The 13,580-nt window shown below is 62.1% G+C and carries 14 protein-coding genes; 11 read left to right on the top strand and 3 right to left on the bottom strand.

Annotation, left to right across the window (positions count from 1 at the left end):
- Positions 1-474 precede the first annotated feature (474 nt).
- The 3 genes from AC07R1_RS03755 to AC07R1_RS03745 all read left to right on the top strand — a co-directional run bounded on the left by AC07R1_RS03755 (position 475) and on the right by AC07R1_RS03745 (position 5,380).
- Positions 475-1,506 (top strand): LysR family transcriptional regulator, encoded by a 1,032-nt coding sequence (locus tag AC07R1_RS03755; RefSeq protein ID WP_011061077.1) that lies wholly within the window; start codon positions 475-477, stop codon positions 1,504-1,506.
- Positions 1,503-3,011, top strand: a complete 1,509-nt coding sequence (locus AC07R1_RS03750; protein ID WP_495110146.1) for an NAD(P)/FAD-dependent oxidoreductase — start codon at positions 1,503-1,505, stop codon at positions 3,009-3,011. Before AC07R1_RS03755 ends, AC07R1_RS03750 begins: the two co-directional genes overlap by 4 nt.
- 149 nt (positions 3,012-3,160) lie before the next feature.
- Complete coding sequence (locus tag AC07R1_RS03745; protein ID WP_011061075.1) at positions 3,161-5,380, top strand: OsmC domain/YcaO domain-containing protein; 2,220 nt, start codon at positions 3,161-3,163, stop codon at positions 5,378-5,380.
- 109 nt (positions 5,381-5,489) lie between these two features.
- Here the strand turns inward: AC07R1_RS03745 and AC07R1_RS03740 are convergent, their stop codons facing one another.
- On the bottom strand, positions 5,490-5,927 hold the full coding sequence (locus AC07R1_RS03740) for an HIT family protein (RefSeq protein WP_011061074.1): 438 nt from the start codon (positions 5,925-5,927) through the stop codon (positions 5,490-5,492).
- 74 nt (positions 5,928-6,001) lie between these two features.
- Positions 6,002-6,361, bottom strand: a complete 360-nt coding sequence (locus AC07R1_RS03735; protein ID WP_015635455.1) for a DUF7677 family protein — start codon at positions 6,359-6,361, stop codon at positions 6,002-6,004.
- Between the two features lie 186 nt (positions 6,362-6,547).
- Between AC07R1_RS03735 and AC07R1_RS03730 the strand changes: the two genes are divergently transcribed.
- From AC07R1_RS03730 to AC07R1_RS03710, 5 genes are all read left to right on the top strand, one after another.
- Positions 6,548-7,396 carry a suppressor of fused domain protein gene (locus AC07R1_RS03730; RefSeq protein ID WP_495110145.1) on the top strand — a complete coding sequence of 283 codons (849 nt, stop codon included), beginning with the start codon at positions 6,548-6,550 and terminating at the stop codon, positions 7,394-7,396.
- 20 nt (positions 7,397-7,416) lie between these two features.
- Positions 7,417-7,857 carry a hypothetical protein gene (locus AC07R1_RS03725; RefSeq protein ID WP_495110144.1) on the top strand — a complete coding sequence of 147 codons (441 nt, stop codon included), beginning with the start codon at positions 7,417-7,419 and terminating at the stop codon, positions 7,855-7,857.
- A gap of 54 nt (positions 7,858-7,911) precedes the next feature.
- The gene (locus tag AC07R1_RS03720; RefSeq protein ID WP_015635452.1) at positions 7,912-8,532 is read left to right on the top strand and encodes a GIY-YIG nuclease family protein; all 621 of its coding nucleotides are present in this window, start codon (positions 7,912-7,914) and stop codon (positions 8,530-8,532) included.
- Positions 8,533-8,746: 214 nt separating this feature from the next.
- Positions 8,747-10,459, top strand: coding sequence for an amidase (locus AC07R1_RS03715; RefSeq protein WP_053158227.1), 1,713 nt, complete (start codon positions 8,747-8,749; stop codon positions 10,457-10,459).
- A 100-nt stretch (positions 10,460-10,559) separates the two neighbouring features.
- Positions 10,560-11,033 carry a hypothetical protein gene (locus AC07R1_RS03710; RefSeq protein ID WP_011061069.1) on the top strand — a complete coding sequence of 158 codons (474 nt, stop codon included), beginning with the start codon at positions 10,560-10,562 and terminating at the stop codon, positions 11,031-11,033.
- Between the two features lie 8 nt (positions 11,034-11,041).
- Here AC07R1_RS03710 and AC07R1_RS03705 read toward each other — a convergent pair whose 3' ends face one another.
- Positions 11,042-11,572: a hypothetical protein gene (locus tag AC07R1_RS03705; protein WP_495110143.1), complete on the bottom strand. Its 531-nt coding sequence runs from the start codon at positions 11,570-11,572 to the stop codon at positions 11,042-11,044.
- Between the two features lie 136 nt (positions 11,573-11,708).
- Between AC07R1_RS03705 and AC07R1_RS03700 the strand changes: the two genes are divergently transcribed.
- The 3 genes from AC07R1_RS03700 (at position 11,709) to AC07R1_RS03690 (ending at position 13,540) form a co-directional block, all read left to right on the top strand.
- Positions 11,709-12,608: a serine hydrolase domain-containing protein gene (locus AC07R1_RS03700; protein ID WP_262212973.1), complete on the top strand. Its 900-nt coding sequence runs from the start codon at positions 11,709-11,711 to the stop codon at positions 12,606-12,608.
- A 134-nt stretch (positions 12,609-12,742) separates the two neighbouring features.
- Positions 12,743-13,240: a hypothetical protein gene (locus tag AC07R1_RS03695; RefSeq protein ID WP_072442033.1), complete on the top strand. Its 498-nt coding sequence runs from the start codon at positions 12,743-12,745 to the stop codon at positions 13,238-13,240.
- A gap of 150 nt (positions 13,241-13,390) precedes the next feature.
- Positions 13,391-13,540, top strand: a complete 150-nt coding sequence (locus AC07R1_RS03690; protein WP_015635448.1) for a hypothetical protein — start codon at positions 13,391-13,393, stop codon at positions 13,538-13,540.
- The last annotated feature ends 40 nt before the right edge of the window (positions 13,541-13,580 follow it).

The following is a 13,580-nucleotide window of genomic DNA, read 5'->3' as shown; positions in this document are numbered from 1 at the left end:
CCTGCATTCGACAATCGTGGGTTGGGAAAACCCGTCTACAATCCTCAATAAGAATGCACTTGTGAATAGCCGTTTTTGCAAAAGGCCTTTGCATATCCGCAAAGGCAAAACAGCCCCGACAACATCGAAGCCAACACAACTTAACGATGTTCCACAGGCCTATATGACGGCCTTCAGAAAGTCATCTTCGAGCGCCCAAGCATAGTTTTGGCGCTCTGCGCAATTAGCCACTAGAACTATTTTTGTATCCAGATAGTGCAAACCAAGCCTTGCACTTGGACGGTGTTCCGCTCTGCGCCGGGTAGAGCTGTGGCGCCTGAAATGTTATGAATCAATTTTCCCAAAGCCAACTAATCATGGCCCCAGCACTGCTTGACAAACAAAAAGCCTAGCCGTACTAAGGAGGCTGTCATGATCTATTTGTAATTTGCCTTTACAAAAATAAGACACTAAAAATTCTAAAAGGATTTAGGAATGAAGGCGCTAGGCGTTGTCAATGACATAGACCTTTATATATCCGTAACTAAAACGGGTAGTTTCTCCGAAACAGGAAGACTACTTGGCATCCCACCTTCTTCGGTGATGCGCAGAATCAATAGCCTCGAAAAAGAACTTGAAACCTGTCTATTCAATCGATCGACAAAATGCTTGATACTTACCGAAACAGGCCTGCTCTTTCTCGAACATGCAAAGAACATCTCGAGATGCATTGGGCATGCTAGATCAGAAGTAAAAGAACACACTGCATCGACCCTTGGCGTTCTCAAGGTTTCAGCACCCGTGGCCTTTGGACGGCGCCATGTAGCGCCTTTATTGAGCAGAATACTGAACCATCATCCCGGTTTGAAAATTGAATTCTCGCTTAACGACAAAGCTCTCGACCCCAGCATCGATAACGTCGATATCTGTATCAAGCTGGGCATATTGCCGGACAGTAATCTGATTCCAACGAAACTTGCGGATATGCGGCGCGTGCTCTGCGCAAGCCCGGAATACATCCGGCAACACGGCTGTCCGCAAACTCTTGAAGACCTGTACCAACATGCCTGCCTGATCCACAGCACCTGCAGCAACTTCTCACTGACCTGGCAATTCAAGGTCGATGGCCTGCTCAAGAAGCTCATGCCCAGCAGCCGGCTATCGGTCAACAGTTCCGAGTTGCTGGTGGACGGCGCCCTTCAGGGCATAGGAATCATCCACGCGCCCACCTGGCTGGTGCATGAACAGATCGCCAGCGGCCAACTGGTGTCGCTGCTCGACGAATATTGCGAGGCCGATCCGCAACAGGGAGCGATCTACGCACTGAGGGCACGCAGCAGCGTTGTCCCGGCCAAGACCCGCCTGTTCATCAATGAGTTGAAACGCTCGATCGGCAGCACGCCTTACTGGGACTTGCCGTTTGAAAAGGAAATACCGCAGACCCTGGCCACCCTGCATTTCGATACCGCAATGCATTCAGCGCTTTCCAGAGCGACCACCTTGCAAGACAAGAGCCAGACATCATGAATCAGTACGACGTCATTATCATCGGTAGTGGTATCGCCGGCGCGCTGACCGGCGCCGTCCTCGCGAAGTCCGGGCTGAACGTTCTGATCCTCGACTCGGCCCAGCACCCACGATTCTCCGTCGGCGAAGCGGCGACACCGGAAAGCGGTTTTCTGCTGCGTTTGCTCTCAAAGCGCTTCGACATCCCTGAAATCGCCTACCTCTCGCACCCCGACAAGATCATCCAGCACGTCGGTTCGAGCGCCTGCGGGATCAAGCTGGGCTTCAGTTTTGCCTGGCATCAAGAGAACGCGCCGTCGTCCCCCGACCACCTTGTGGCCCCGCCGCTGAAGGTGCCGGAAGCCCATCTTTTCCGGCAGGACATCGACTATTTCGCCCTGATGATTGCCCTGAAACACGGCGCCGAATCCAGACAGAACATCAAGATCGAGTCGATCAGCCTCAACGACGACGGGGTCGAGGTGGCATTGTCCAACGCCGCCCCCGTCAAGGCCGCGTTCATCATTGACGCTGCTGCCCAGGGCTCTCCGCTTTCCCGCCAACTGGGCTTGCGCACCACCGAAGGGCTGGCGACCGACACCTGCTCATTCTTCACCCACATGCTCAATGTGAAGAGCTACGAAGATGCCCTGGCTCCGTTGTCCCGCACTCGTTCCCCCATCGAACTGTTCAAGAGCACCTTGCACCACATCTTCGAAGAGGGTTGGTTGTGGGTCATCCCCTTCAACAACCACCCGCAGGGCACCAATCAGTTGTGCAGCATCGGCTTCCAGTTCAACAACGCCAAGTACCGTCCCACCAAGGCGCCGGAGATCGAGTTTCGCAAACTGCTGAAAAAGTACCCGGCCATCGGCGAACACTTCAAGGATGCGGTCAATGCCCGGGAGTGGATCTACGCGCCGCGCATCAACTACCGCAGCGTGCAAAATGTCGGGGATCGCTTCTGTCTCCTGCCGCAAGCCACAGGGTTTATCGACCCGCTGTTCTCCAGGGGGTTGATCACCACCTTCGAGTCCATCCTCAGGCTGGCCCCCAAGGTGCTGGACGCCGCCCGCAGCAACCGCTGGCAACGGGAACAGTTCATCGAAGTCGAGCGCCATTGCCTGAACGCGGTGGCGACCAATGACCAGTTGGTCTCCTGCTCCTATGAAGCCTTCAGCGACTTTCACCTGTGGAATGTGTGGCATCGGGTCTGGCTCAGCGGCTCCAACCTGGGCAGTGCCTTTCTGCAAAAGCTGCTGCACGACCTGGAACACAGTGGCGACGCCCGCCAGTTCGATGCAGCGCTTGAGGCGGTGCGCTTCCCTGGCTGCCTGTCCCTGGACTCGCCCGCCTACGAAAGCCTGTTCAGGCGGTCGTGCCAGGTCATGCAACAGGCCAGGGAGCAAGCCAGGCCGGTGGCCGAAACCGCCAACGCGCTGCATGAGCTGATCAAGGAGCACGAAGCCGAGTTGTTGCCCCTGGGCTATTCACGGATATCCAATCGTTTCATCCTCAAAGTCTGAATGCCTGAGTGATGCCCGGGGCCGGGCGCCGGTGTCTGTGACCGGCAGCCAGCCCTGGCGATCCACCCGTCCGCCGAAAACCACAACACTTCCCGCGCAAAAACCCGGATAATGCCCGCCATTTTTTGCTTTGTGATGCCGGTGCCCCCATGGAAATCAAGGTCAACTTTCTCGACAACCTTCGACTTGAAGCCAAGTTCGACGACTTCACGGTGGTGGCCGACCAACCTATCCGCTACAAGGGCGATGGTTCGGCGCCGGGTCCGTTCGATTATTTCCTGGCTTCTTCGGCGCTGTGCGCGGCGTACTTCGTGAAGCTGTACTGCCAGACCCGCAATATCCCCACCGACAATATCCGCCTGTCGCAGAACAACATTGTCGATCCGGAAAACCGCTACAACCAGATCTTCAAGATCCAGGTCGAGCTGCCGGCGGACATCAGCGACAAGGACCGCCAGGGCATCCTGCGTTCCATCGACCGTTGCACGGTGAAGAAGGTGGTGCAGACCGGCCCCGAATTCATCATCGAGGAAGTGGAAAACCTCGACGCCGATGCCCAGGCGCTGTTGATGCCGCAATCGGGCTCCAGCGAAGGCACCTACATTGCCGGCAAGGACCTGCCCCTGGAGCAGACCATCGCCAACATGTCCGGGATCCTCGCGGGCCTGGGGATGAAGATCGAAATCGCTTCGTGGCGCAATATCGTGCCCAACGTCTGGTCGCTGCATATCCGCGATGCGCAGTCGCCGATGTGCTTCACCAACGGCAAGGGCGCCACCAAGGAAAGCGCACTGGCGTCGGCCCTGGGCGAGTTCATCGAGCGCCTGAACTGCAACTTCTTCTACAACGATCAGTTCTGGGGCGAAGAGATCGCCAACGCCGAGTTCGTGCATTACCCGGACGAGCGCTGGTTCCAGCCGGGGCGCAAGGATGAGCTGCCCAAGGAGATCCTCGACGAGCACTGCCTGGCCATCTACAACCCGGATGGCGAGCTGCGCGGCTCGCATCTGTACGACACCAACTCGGGCAATATCGAGCGCGGTATCTGCTGCCTGCCTTATGTGCGCCAGTCCGACGGCGAGGTGGTGTATTTCCCCTCCAACCTGATCGAGAACCTGTACCTGAGCAACGGCATGAGCGCCGGCAACACCCTGGCCGAAGCCCAGGTGCAGTGCCTGTCGGAGATCTTCGAGCGGGCGGTCAAGCGCCAGATTCTCGAAGGCGAGATGGCTCTGCCGGATGTGCCTCAGGAAGTGCTGGCCAAGTACCCGAGCATTCTGGCCGGCATCCAGGGCCTGGAAGAACAAGGCTTTCCGGTGCTGGTCAAGGATGCGTCCCTGGGCGGTGAGTTCCCGGTGATGTGCGTGACCCTGATGAACCCGCGCACCGGCGGCGTGTTCGCCTCGTTCGGCGCCCACCCAAGCTTCGAGGTGGCGCTGGAGCGCAGCCTCACCGAACTGCTCCAGGGCCGCAGTTTCGAAGGTTTGAACGACCTGCCGCAGCCGACCTTCGAAAGCCAGGCGCTGATGGAGCCGAACAACTTCGTCGAGCACTTCATCGACTCCAGCGGCGTGGTGTCGTGGCGTTTCTTCAGTGCCAAGGCGGATTTCGAATTCGTCGAGTGGGACTTCACCAGCCAGGGCAGCAGCGGTGAAAGAGCGGCGGCCAACGCCGAGGAGGCCGCGACCCTGTTCGGCATCCTCGAGGGCCTGGGCAAGGAAGTCTACATGGCGGTGTACGAACACCTGGGGGCCACGGCCTGCCGCATCCTGGTGCCGGACTACTCGGAAATCTACCCGGTGGACGACCTGATCTGGGACAACACCAACAAGGCGCTGTTCTTCCGTGAAGACATCCTCAACCTGCACAGCCTGGACGAAGACGGCCTGCGCTCGCTGGTGGAGCGCCTGGAAGAAAGCGAACTGGACGACTACACCGACATCACCACCCTGATCGGCATCGAGTTCGACGACAACACCGCCTGGGGCCAGTTGACCATCCTGGAGCTGAAGCTGCTGATCCACGTGGCCCTGGGGCAGTTCGACCCGGCCAAGGAGCTGGTGGAGATGTTCCTGCAATACAACGACAACACCGTCGAGCGCGGGCTGTTCTACCAGGCCCTGAACGCGGTGCTGGAAGTGGAGCTGGACGACGAGCTGGAGCTGGGCGACTACGAGGCCAACTTGCGGCGCATGTTCGGCAACGAACGGATGGACGCGGTGATCGGCTCAGTGCAAGGCAGCGTGCGCTTCTACGGCCTGACCCCGACCAACCTGCAGCTCGAAGGCCTGGACCGCCACCTGCGGCTGATCGACAGCTACAAGAAGCTGCACGCAGCGCGAGCCAAGTGGAGCGCAGCAAACCGCTGATCAACAGCCCCTTGTAGGAGCGAGCCTGCTCGCGAAGCACTCAAGCACGCCGCGCTCCCCCAGTGAACGCGGCGTTTTTCGTTAACGAGCATCGCGAGCAAGCTCGCTCCTACAATTGGCCAGCCAGTATCCGGGCAAGCTGCTGGCGCAATGGGCCGTGCTCGGCCTCGACATAGGGCGGCGCGGTCTTCCAGTCGTAGAACCACACCGGCATCCGGCGCTTGCCTTCCGGCTCCGAGGCGTAGCGGGGAAAGATATGGCAATGCAACTCAGGCTCCGAGTTGCCGAGGATTTCATAGTTGATGCGCAGCGCTCCGGTGGCCTCGAGCAGCGCATCGCCGATGCGGGCCATGTCCAGCAGGTAGGTGGCCCGGGCCTGGGCATCCAGGTCGTTCAAGCTGGCCACCACCGGGTCCGGCAACAACAGGCAATAGCCCTCAAGAAACTGCACATCGCCCATCACCGCCCAGCCCGAAGCCATGCGGCAAATCACCTTGTCGTTGGCACCCTGGCGGGCCAGTTCTACACGTTGCGAAATCAGCGACATTCATAATCCTTGATGAGGGGGTTCGTCGTTTCGAAGCCATAGTGCCCGAGGCTTGTATCCAGCCGTCGAAAAACCTAGGCCACGCCGGCTGGCCAGGGCTTGCTGTCGTCCCGGTCGGGCGGGCCGTACAGCTCCTGCTCCCAGTCCTCGAACGCCGGCCGTGCCTGGTAGCCCGGATCGCAATACTGGCGGATGTACTGCGCCGCCCGGTGCTCGGCGTACTTGGCATTCACCGGTACGCCCTGCTCGTCCAGCTCCAGCACATTGGCAAAAATGGCATAGGCCATCTCCAGCATGCTCGGCTCGTCCCCGAGGCAACTGCGGTAGTCGACGCCTTCCAGCAACGGATAGCCCAAGGTGCCGTTGGCGACCCAGAAACTGAAGGTTCTCAGTGCCCCGGAAAACTCCGGACTTAGCTTCTTCGGGTAAGACATGCTGATCACTTTCCTTGATAGCGGACCGGGGCGGATTCTCGGGCAGCCACACCGGCAAGGCAAGGCTTCGTGCAACTTGCATCCGTCGGTTTCCATGGGCATGGCAAACCCGTCACAATGTGCCCCCTCTCTCTACCCCTGTGCTGTGCGCCTTGTGCAACGCACTTGCCCCGCAAGGATCGCCCGATGAATTTCCTGGAAAAACTGCTCAGCGTCTTCAAAAAGCCGGCGCCACAAAAGGCCGAGCCCACCCTGCCCGCCGGCGAGCCGGCCGCCGCAGAGGAGCCCTACGCCCAGTACCAGCCAACCGAAGCAGAGCTGGCCGGCATTGCCCTGATGGAGGCCGGTGCCGCCTGCCTCGATCGCCACTGGCAAGCGGTCGGCCACTGTGAGCAAGACGTCCTGGGCTTCGCCATCAGCCCCAGTTTCATGGGCGGCTCGCACTGGCCCTCCACGCGCCAGGCCTATCGCATCGTGCGTCGCAACAACGGCATCATTCTCGCCACCGAGGGCCTGTCCGATCCGTTCGATGGGGTCACAGGTGATGATCTGGGCAATGGTTTCGAGATGGAACTGTTCGTCGAAACCCCGGACATCCCACCCCATGCCCAGGGCGCGGTGGGTGATGTCTATCCGTTCGCCGATAGCTGGGCTTTCGAACTGCTGCGCTGCGTGGCCAACACCACGGCCGATGCCGGTGGCCTCACTGCTCGCCTGCAGCGCTACGGGGTGCTGTCCCTGGAACTGCCCGGCGTCAGCCAGTCCCGCGCCATGAGCGAGCAACTGCCAGCGCATTTCATCAGCGCCGACGACTGCGCCGGGGTACTGGTGGGCGGCCCGGCCCCGGACTTCCCGACACGCCTGGAAGACATGCCGCTGTCCCCCGTGACCCTGGTGCCGGTGGTGCTGATCACCGCCGCGGAGCTGGAGTACGTGCGCAGCGGCGGGGCCCAGGCCCGGGAAGACCTGGCCGTGCGCTTGAGCGCCGCCGGCCATGGTCATATCAGCCATTTGCAGCGCGCCAGCCTGATCTGAACCAAGGAGCCTAGCCGTCCATGTCAGAAGCCGATGCCTACTTTCCTTTCTACCTGTTCGCTGCCCGGTTCCCGGACCAGGCAGAGGCCGAACGGTTTGCCTTCGAACAGTGGGAGCCCGAACCCGCGGCTGATGTCAGCGACGCCGAGTTCAGCGCTTGGGAAGCACGCAACCCCAGCTGGGGCCTCAAACAGGAGCTGGGGTACTACATGGACTCCGATTTCGTCGAGCTGATCGACAGTGAAGACGGCCCGCAATACCTGGAATCGCTGATCCGCAGCGACGCCGAAAAACACCAGCTGCGCACGCGCATCGACTCCGGCTACAGCCATTTCATCATCGTTGGCTGCGAGTCGATTTACGGTGACCACAAATCGATCTCCGGCGGCGCCAATCAACGCCAGCCCGCAAGCACGGCAACCCTGGACTACCTTGGCGAGTTCAACGTGGAGCCCGCATGAGCGAGCTCTTGCAATCAGCGATTGCATTCAGCAGCCCGTAAGGAAGGTGGCTAGATGGACCTCGATTTTGACGATGAAGAAGCGCAGTTCAACGAGTACTACGCTGACTGCACCCCTGCCCTGTATGCCTGGCTCTATATCGCCATCGACATCCGCGACATGGGCCTGACAAAGATCGGGCTGACCACCAAGCGAACTCCGCAGCAACGGATTGCCGAAGGCAAGACCTACAATCCTTTCCTTACCCTGTTCACGGTCTATGAACTGTCCAAGTGCTCCAACGGGACTTCGCGCCGGGAGCTGTCCGACATCGAGCGTTACATCCATTCAAGATCCGTCTTTGGAGAGCCGATCAAGCACTTGGACACCGGCCGTGACTCTGAATGGTTCCCCATACATCCCGAGGAGGCAGAGGCTCAAGTCGACTGGATTCTGGCTCGCCGCGGGTTCTCGGTCGGTGGAAAGAATCTCTACAGCCACTATGAGCGAGATCAAAAATTCAACGGCATCGATGTGCAGCGAATGCGCCAGATCAAGAAAATCTTTCGTCCCAATCCACGGGATCTCCACGATCGGGCTGACAAGGCCGGCATGGACTTCCATGACTATCGTGACTACCACGCTTTCCTGCAGCAGTTTCACGCAAGGGACGCCGAGGGAAAGATCTACCTCTAGCCCGCAGGCCCTGGCGCAGCTGGCCTGAAGCAATAATCCATCAAGCCGATTCCTCTGCCCCGCACTAGATGCTAAAAAGGCCCCCAGCGTTCCCATGCCACCCTTGTCGTGCCAGCCGTACCACGAGAATCACCATGCACAGCCAATACCCGAAAACCCGCGCCCCGTTGCGCCCTCTGCACCTCATCACCCACCAGCCAACGGCGGTAGCAGCATGATCGAAGTCACCGAAGTCTCCATTGCCCACCTGCGCGCTGCCCTGGAATCCGGGCAGACCACCTCGGTGGAACTGGTCCAGGCCTATCTGGCGCGGATCGAGGCCTATGACGGCCCGAACACCGCCACCGCCCTCAACGCCGTGGTGGTGCGCAACCCCGAGGCGCTGAACGAGGCGCGGGCCGCCGATGAGCGCCGCGCCAAGGGCCAGACCCTGGGCCCGCTGGACGGCATTCCCTACACCGCCAAGGACAGTTACCTGGTCAAGGGCCTGACGGCTGCTTCCGGCAGCCCGGCCTTCGCCGAGCTGGTGGCCTACCGCGACGCCTTCACCATCGAGCGCCTGCGGGCTGCCGGGGCCATCTGCCTGGGCAAGACCAACATGCCGCCCATGGCCAACGGCGGTATGCAGCGTGGCGTGTATGGCCGCGCCGAAAGCCCCTATAACGCCGCTTACCTGACCGCGCCCTTCGCCTCGGGCTCGTCCAATGGCGCCGGCACCGCCACCGCCGCCAGCTTCGCCGCCTTCGGCCTGGCCGAGGAAACCTGGTCCAGCGGCCGTGGCCCGGCCTCCAACAACGGGCTGTGCGCCTACACCCCGTCGCGCGGGGTGATCTCGGTGCGCGGCAACTGGCCGCTGACCCCGACCATGGACGTGGTGGTGCCTTTTGCCCGGACCATGGCCGACCTCCTGGAAGTGCTGGACGTGGTGGTGGCCGAAGACCCGGACACCCGCGGCGACCTGTGGCGCCTGCAGCCCTGGGTGCCGATCCCCAGCGTCGCTTCGGTGCGCCCGGCCTCCTACCCGCAACTGGCGGCCGGCGCCGCGGCGCTCAAGGGCAAGCGCCTTGGCGTGCCGCGCATGTACATCAATGCCGACCCTGAGGCCGGCACCAGCGAGAAACCGGGCATCGGCGGCCCCACCGGCCAGCGCATCCATACCCGGCCCTCGGTGATCAGCCTCTGGGAACAGGCGCGCCAGGCCCTGGAGGCCGCCGGCGCGCAAGTGCTGGAAGTGGACTTCCCCCTGGTGTCCAACTGCGAGGGCGACCGCCCCGGCGCGCCGACCGTGTACAACCGCGGCCTGGTCAGCAAGGAGTTCCTCCACGACGAGCTGTGGGAGCTCTCGGGCTGGGCCTTCGACGACTTCCTGCGGGCCAACGACGACCCCAAGCTCAACCGCCTGGCGAATGTCGACGGGCCGCAGATCTTCCCCCACGACCCCGGCACCCTGCCCAACCGCGAAGACGACCTGGCCGCCGGCATGGACGAATACGTGAACATGGCCAAGCGCGGGCTCAAGACCTGGGACCAGATCGCCACCCTGGCCGACGGCCTGCGCGGCCTGGAACAGACCCGGCGCATCGACCTGGAAGACTGGATGGACCGCCTGGGGCTGGACGCCGTGCTGTTCCCCACCGTGGCCGACGTTGGCCCGGCCGACGCAGATATCAACCCCGAGTCGGCAGACATCGCCTGGAGCAACGGCGTGTGGGTGGCCAACGGCAACCTCGCCATCCGCCACCTGGGGGTGCCCACCGTTACCGTGCCCATGGGAGTGATGGCGGACATCGGCATGCCGGTGGGGCTGACCTTCGCCGGGCGCGCCTATGACGACTCGAGCCTGCTGCGCCTGGCTTCGGCCTTCGAGGCCACCGGCAGCAAGCGCCTGATTCCACCGCGCACGCCGGCCTTGCACAGCGGCCAGTGACAAACCGGATCGGGGGCCGCAACGGCCCCGTTCCTAAACGCCGTCCCTTCGAGCCCCCTTTGCGCATGACCTTTTGCGCTCAACCCGTTGGCGAGACCCCATGAACCACATTCGCGCTGCAATGCATCAATCGAAATACACCAAGGCCCCCCACCCCGTCTTCACCCTCGACGACGTCCCCCTGGACAGTTGGATCAAGGGGGTCATCTACGATGGCTCGGGGGCAGACAGCACCGAGGGGTTGGTACCGGCCCAGGGCTGGCTGATCGATGACGAGCACGCAGAACTTGCCTGGCAGTTACTGGCTCCCGCGAGCGAGGATTGCTCGAGCATCGTCCCGTTGCTGATCTGCCCCGACGACATGGATCTAAGTTGCACAGTGGCCGTGGTCGAGCAGGTGGTACGGGGAGACAAGCTGATCTGGGAACGTTTTGGACGAGCCGTCACAGTGATCGACGGACTGGTCACTGCGGTGGCCTGGAACAGCAACGCTCAACGCGCCGAATTCTCCAGGCAACAGTTTGACGAGGCCTGCACTGAATTCAAAAGATTGACCGAGCATGAGTGGGCTTGATTGCACCATCACTGCTCATCCTCAGGTCGCAATGGCGAGTACTGCCAATCGAAGTGGGTGAGCAACTGCCGGCACAGGTCATCCAGCTGCGGGTGGTAGTGGTGGGTATGGGGCACGGGCAACTGCGGCTCGCCATGGCCGAAGCCCAGTGCGCGCAGGGCCGTGGCGTAGTCTTCCAGCGGCCCGTAGCCATAGATCAGGTTGTGCCGGTCCCAGACCACGGTGGCCTGTTGCTCGGGCGAGTGGACCCACAGGTCGAAACGGCTGTCGCCACAGAGCAGTGGCTTGAAGTCGTAGATGAAATCCTGAACGTCCTCACGCGACAGCTGCGGGCTCCAGTAGCGTCCGGCTTGCGATTCGTCCCGGGGCGTGTGCAGCACGAACAGCAGCACCAGCGGTTCGGCCAGGCAGCCCAGCAGGCTGAGCAGGACCTGCAGGTCCGAGCCTGGAACGCCCGCCACCACGCGCTGCCCCTCGCCAACGGGGGCCACCACGAATACCGGCGGATAACTGTGCTCGACCCACCGGTTGTCTATCATGTGCCCCAGTCTGTACATAGCCAGCCTGATCCTCCTGATCAATTCCTAGGTTTAGCCAAAACGGCCGCGCATTATGCCGTACCCTGCAGGGCCGCTCACGGCCTGATTGACCCAACAGCGCGCGGCAACACAGCCCATCAAGGACATCCCCTCCGTGCTTCATGCCCTGATCCACAACGGCCAACCACTGGCCCCCCAGCAACCCCAGCCACTGGTGCCCTGGTGGAGCTTCACCAAGACCGTGCTTTGCGCAGCGGCCCTGACCCTGGTGCGCGACGGCCTGCTGGGGCTGGATGAGCCGCTGCCCCAGGGCCCCTTCACCCTGCGCCAGTTGCTGCGGCATCAGGCCGGGCTGGCGGACTACAGCGAGCTGAGCGACTACCACGACGCGGTTTTGCGCAACGAGGATGCATGGCCCGGCGCACAGATGCTGCAGCGCCTGGACGCCAGCCGCCTGCGCTACGCCCCCGGCAGCCAGTGGCGCTACTCCAATGTGGGTTACCTGTTCGTGGCGCAGCTGATCCAGCAGGCGACGGACCTGCCCCTGCACCTTGCCCTGCAACAACGGGTACTGGCGCCCCTGGGCCTGTCTCGCACACGCCTCGCCGTGACCCGCGAAGACCTGCGGGATGTGGACCTGGGCCAGTTGGGCGACTACCACCCCGGCTGGGTCTACCACGGCCTGCTGGTGGGGCCCCTGGCGGAGGCGGCGCTGCTGCTGGATCGGCTGTTGAGCGGCGCGCTATTGCCCCCGGCACTGCTGGCAGGCATGCAGCAGGCCCAGGTTCTGGGCGGGCCGATGGCCGGCCGGCCCTGGGTCGCTCCCGGCTATGCCATGGGCCTGATGGTGGGCACTGTCGAGTCTGGCCTGACGCTCTACGGCCACACCGGCAGCGGCCCCGGCAGCACGCTGGCGGTCTATCGCGCCAACGTCGCCGGCACCAGCGCCTGCTGCGCGGTCTTCAATCCGGGGAGCGACCAGGGCCAGGTCGAAACCCGGGCCCTGGCGCATCTGCGCCACGCACTGGCGAACTAGCCACAGGGCACGGCCACAGTCACAGGACAGCTCGCATGCTGGCATGACTGACCGGGCGCCACGGGCCCTGCCGCTTCGCACCGCGGCTGACGTACAATCCCCAGCCTTCAGGGACAGCCATCACCAGGACGACAATGACCACACACAGCATTACCCTCGCCAACGGCTGGACTGCCGAATATACCGAACAGGGCGAGTTCCGCATGGGCGCCGTCGGCTGGAACCTGCAGTTGCGCGGCCCCGAGCAACAGGCCATCCGCTACTTCGAAAGCCAGATCGTGCTGGTCAACGATGAGGATGGGGTACAGGCACGAAAAGCCATCAGCCTCTCCGAGGATGGGGTCTACGGCTACCTGGGCAGCGACATGAGCCATGGCTGGGTGATCGACTTCTCCCGCTGCATGATCGCGCCTCATCGGGTGACGATTTCCCACTACCACTACGCCTATGACGAATACATCTCGCTGCTGGAACAGCCGGCGTACAAGCGGGTGCGGGAGTACATCAGTGTCACCGGTCGGACTTACTACCTGACCTTCCCCCTGACCCGGGACGAGGATTTCCCCAAGGTCTGGGAGGAGTACCTGGTGATACGCCGGCGGCAGCTGGACGAGCTGTATTTTCGCAACTGAGCCTGGGCCGGGCGGCACAGTGATGCGCATGGGCCATTAGCACATTCGGGCTAATAGTGCCGGGGGCAGCACGGGCCTATAGTCCGCAGCAGCCCCCCCTTCAGGACGGCGCCTACAAGAACGTGCGGATTCATAACAAGGAGTTTTCCCATGTCGCTCAAGAAAATCGTCTATGCCTCGGCCATCGCCCTGGCCCTCACCGCCTCCAACGCCCACGCCTTTGCCAGCGACTGCGGCGACTCGCTGTGGAAGTTCAGCGCCATCGAAGCGCTGACCTGCGTGTTCTCGGGCCAGTGGTAAATCACTGCCGCCCGGCATGAACCAGGTGCCCGCTGCTGCG

The sequence above is a fragment of the Pseudomonas sp. GW821-FHT07F01 genome (assembly GCF_059418825.1).
This window is presented reverse-complemented; position numbering and strand designations above follow the sequence as displayed.

Excerpts from the sequence above, each read along its gene's own strand:
- AC07R1_RS03755 (WP_011061077.1), top strand. The coding sequence starts at position 475 with ATGAAGGCGCTAGGCGTTGTCAATGACATAGACCTTTATATATCCGTA.
- AC07R1_RS03750 (WP_495110146.1), top strand. The coding sequence starts at position 1,503 with ATGAATCAGTACGACGTCATTATCATCGGTAGTGGTATCGCCGGCGCG.
- AC07R1_RS03745 (WP_011061075.1), top strand. The coding sequence starts at position 3,161 with ATGGAAATCAAGGTCAACTTTCTCGACAACCTTCGACTTGAAGCCAAG.
- AC07R1_RS03740 (WP_011061074.1), bottom strand. The coding sequence starts at position 5,927 with ATGTCGCTGATTTCGCAACGTGTAGAACTGGCCCGCCAGGGTGCCAAC.
- AC07R1_RS03735 (WP_015635455.1), bottom strand. The coding sequence starts at position 6,361 with ATGTCTTACCCGAAGAAGCTAAGTCCGGAGTTTTCCGGGGCACTGAGA.
- AC07R1_RS03730 (WP_495110145.1), top strand. The coding sequence starts at position 6,548 with ATGAATTTCCTGGAAAAACTGCTCAGCGTCTTCAAAAAGCCGGCGCCA.
- AC07R1_RS03725 (WP_495110144.1), top strand. The coding sequence starts at position 7,417 with ATGTCAGAAGCCGATGCCTACTTTCCTTTCTACCTGTTCGCTGCCCGG.
- AC07R1_RS03720 (WP_015635452.1), top strand. The coding sequence starts at position 7,912 with ATGGACCTCGATTTTGACGATGAAGAAGCGCAGTTCAACGAGTACTAC.
- AC07R1_RS03715 (WP_053158227.1), top strand. The coding sequence starts at position 8,747 with ATGATCGAAGTCACCGAAGTCTCCATTGCCCACCTGCGCGCTGCCCTG.
- AC07R1_RS03710 (WP_011061069.1), top strand. The coding sequence starts at position 10,560 with ATGAACCACATTCGCGCTGCAATGCATCAATCGAAATACACCAAGGCC.
- AC07R1_RS03705 (WP_495110143.1), bottom strand. The coding sequence starts at position 11,572 with ATGATAGACAACCGGTGGGTCGAGCACAGTTATCCGCCGGTATTCGTG.
- AC07R1_RS03695 (WP_072442033.1), top strand. The coding sequence starts at position 12,743 with ATGACCACACACAGCATTACCCTCGCCAACGGCTGGACTGCCGAATAT.
- AC07R1_RS03690 (WP_015635448.1), top strand. The coding sequence starts at position 13,391 with ATGTCGCTCAAGAAAATCGTCTATGCCTCGGCCATCGCCCTGGCCCTC.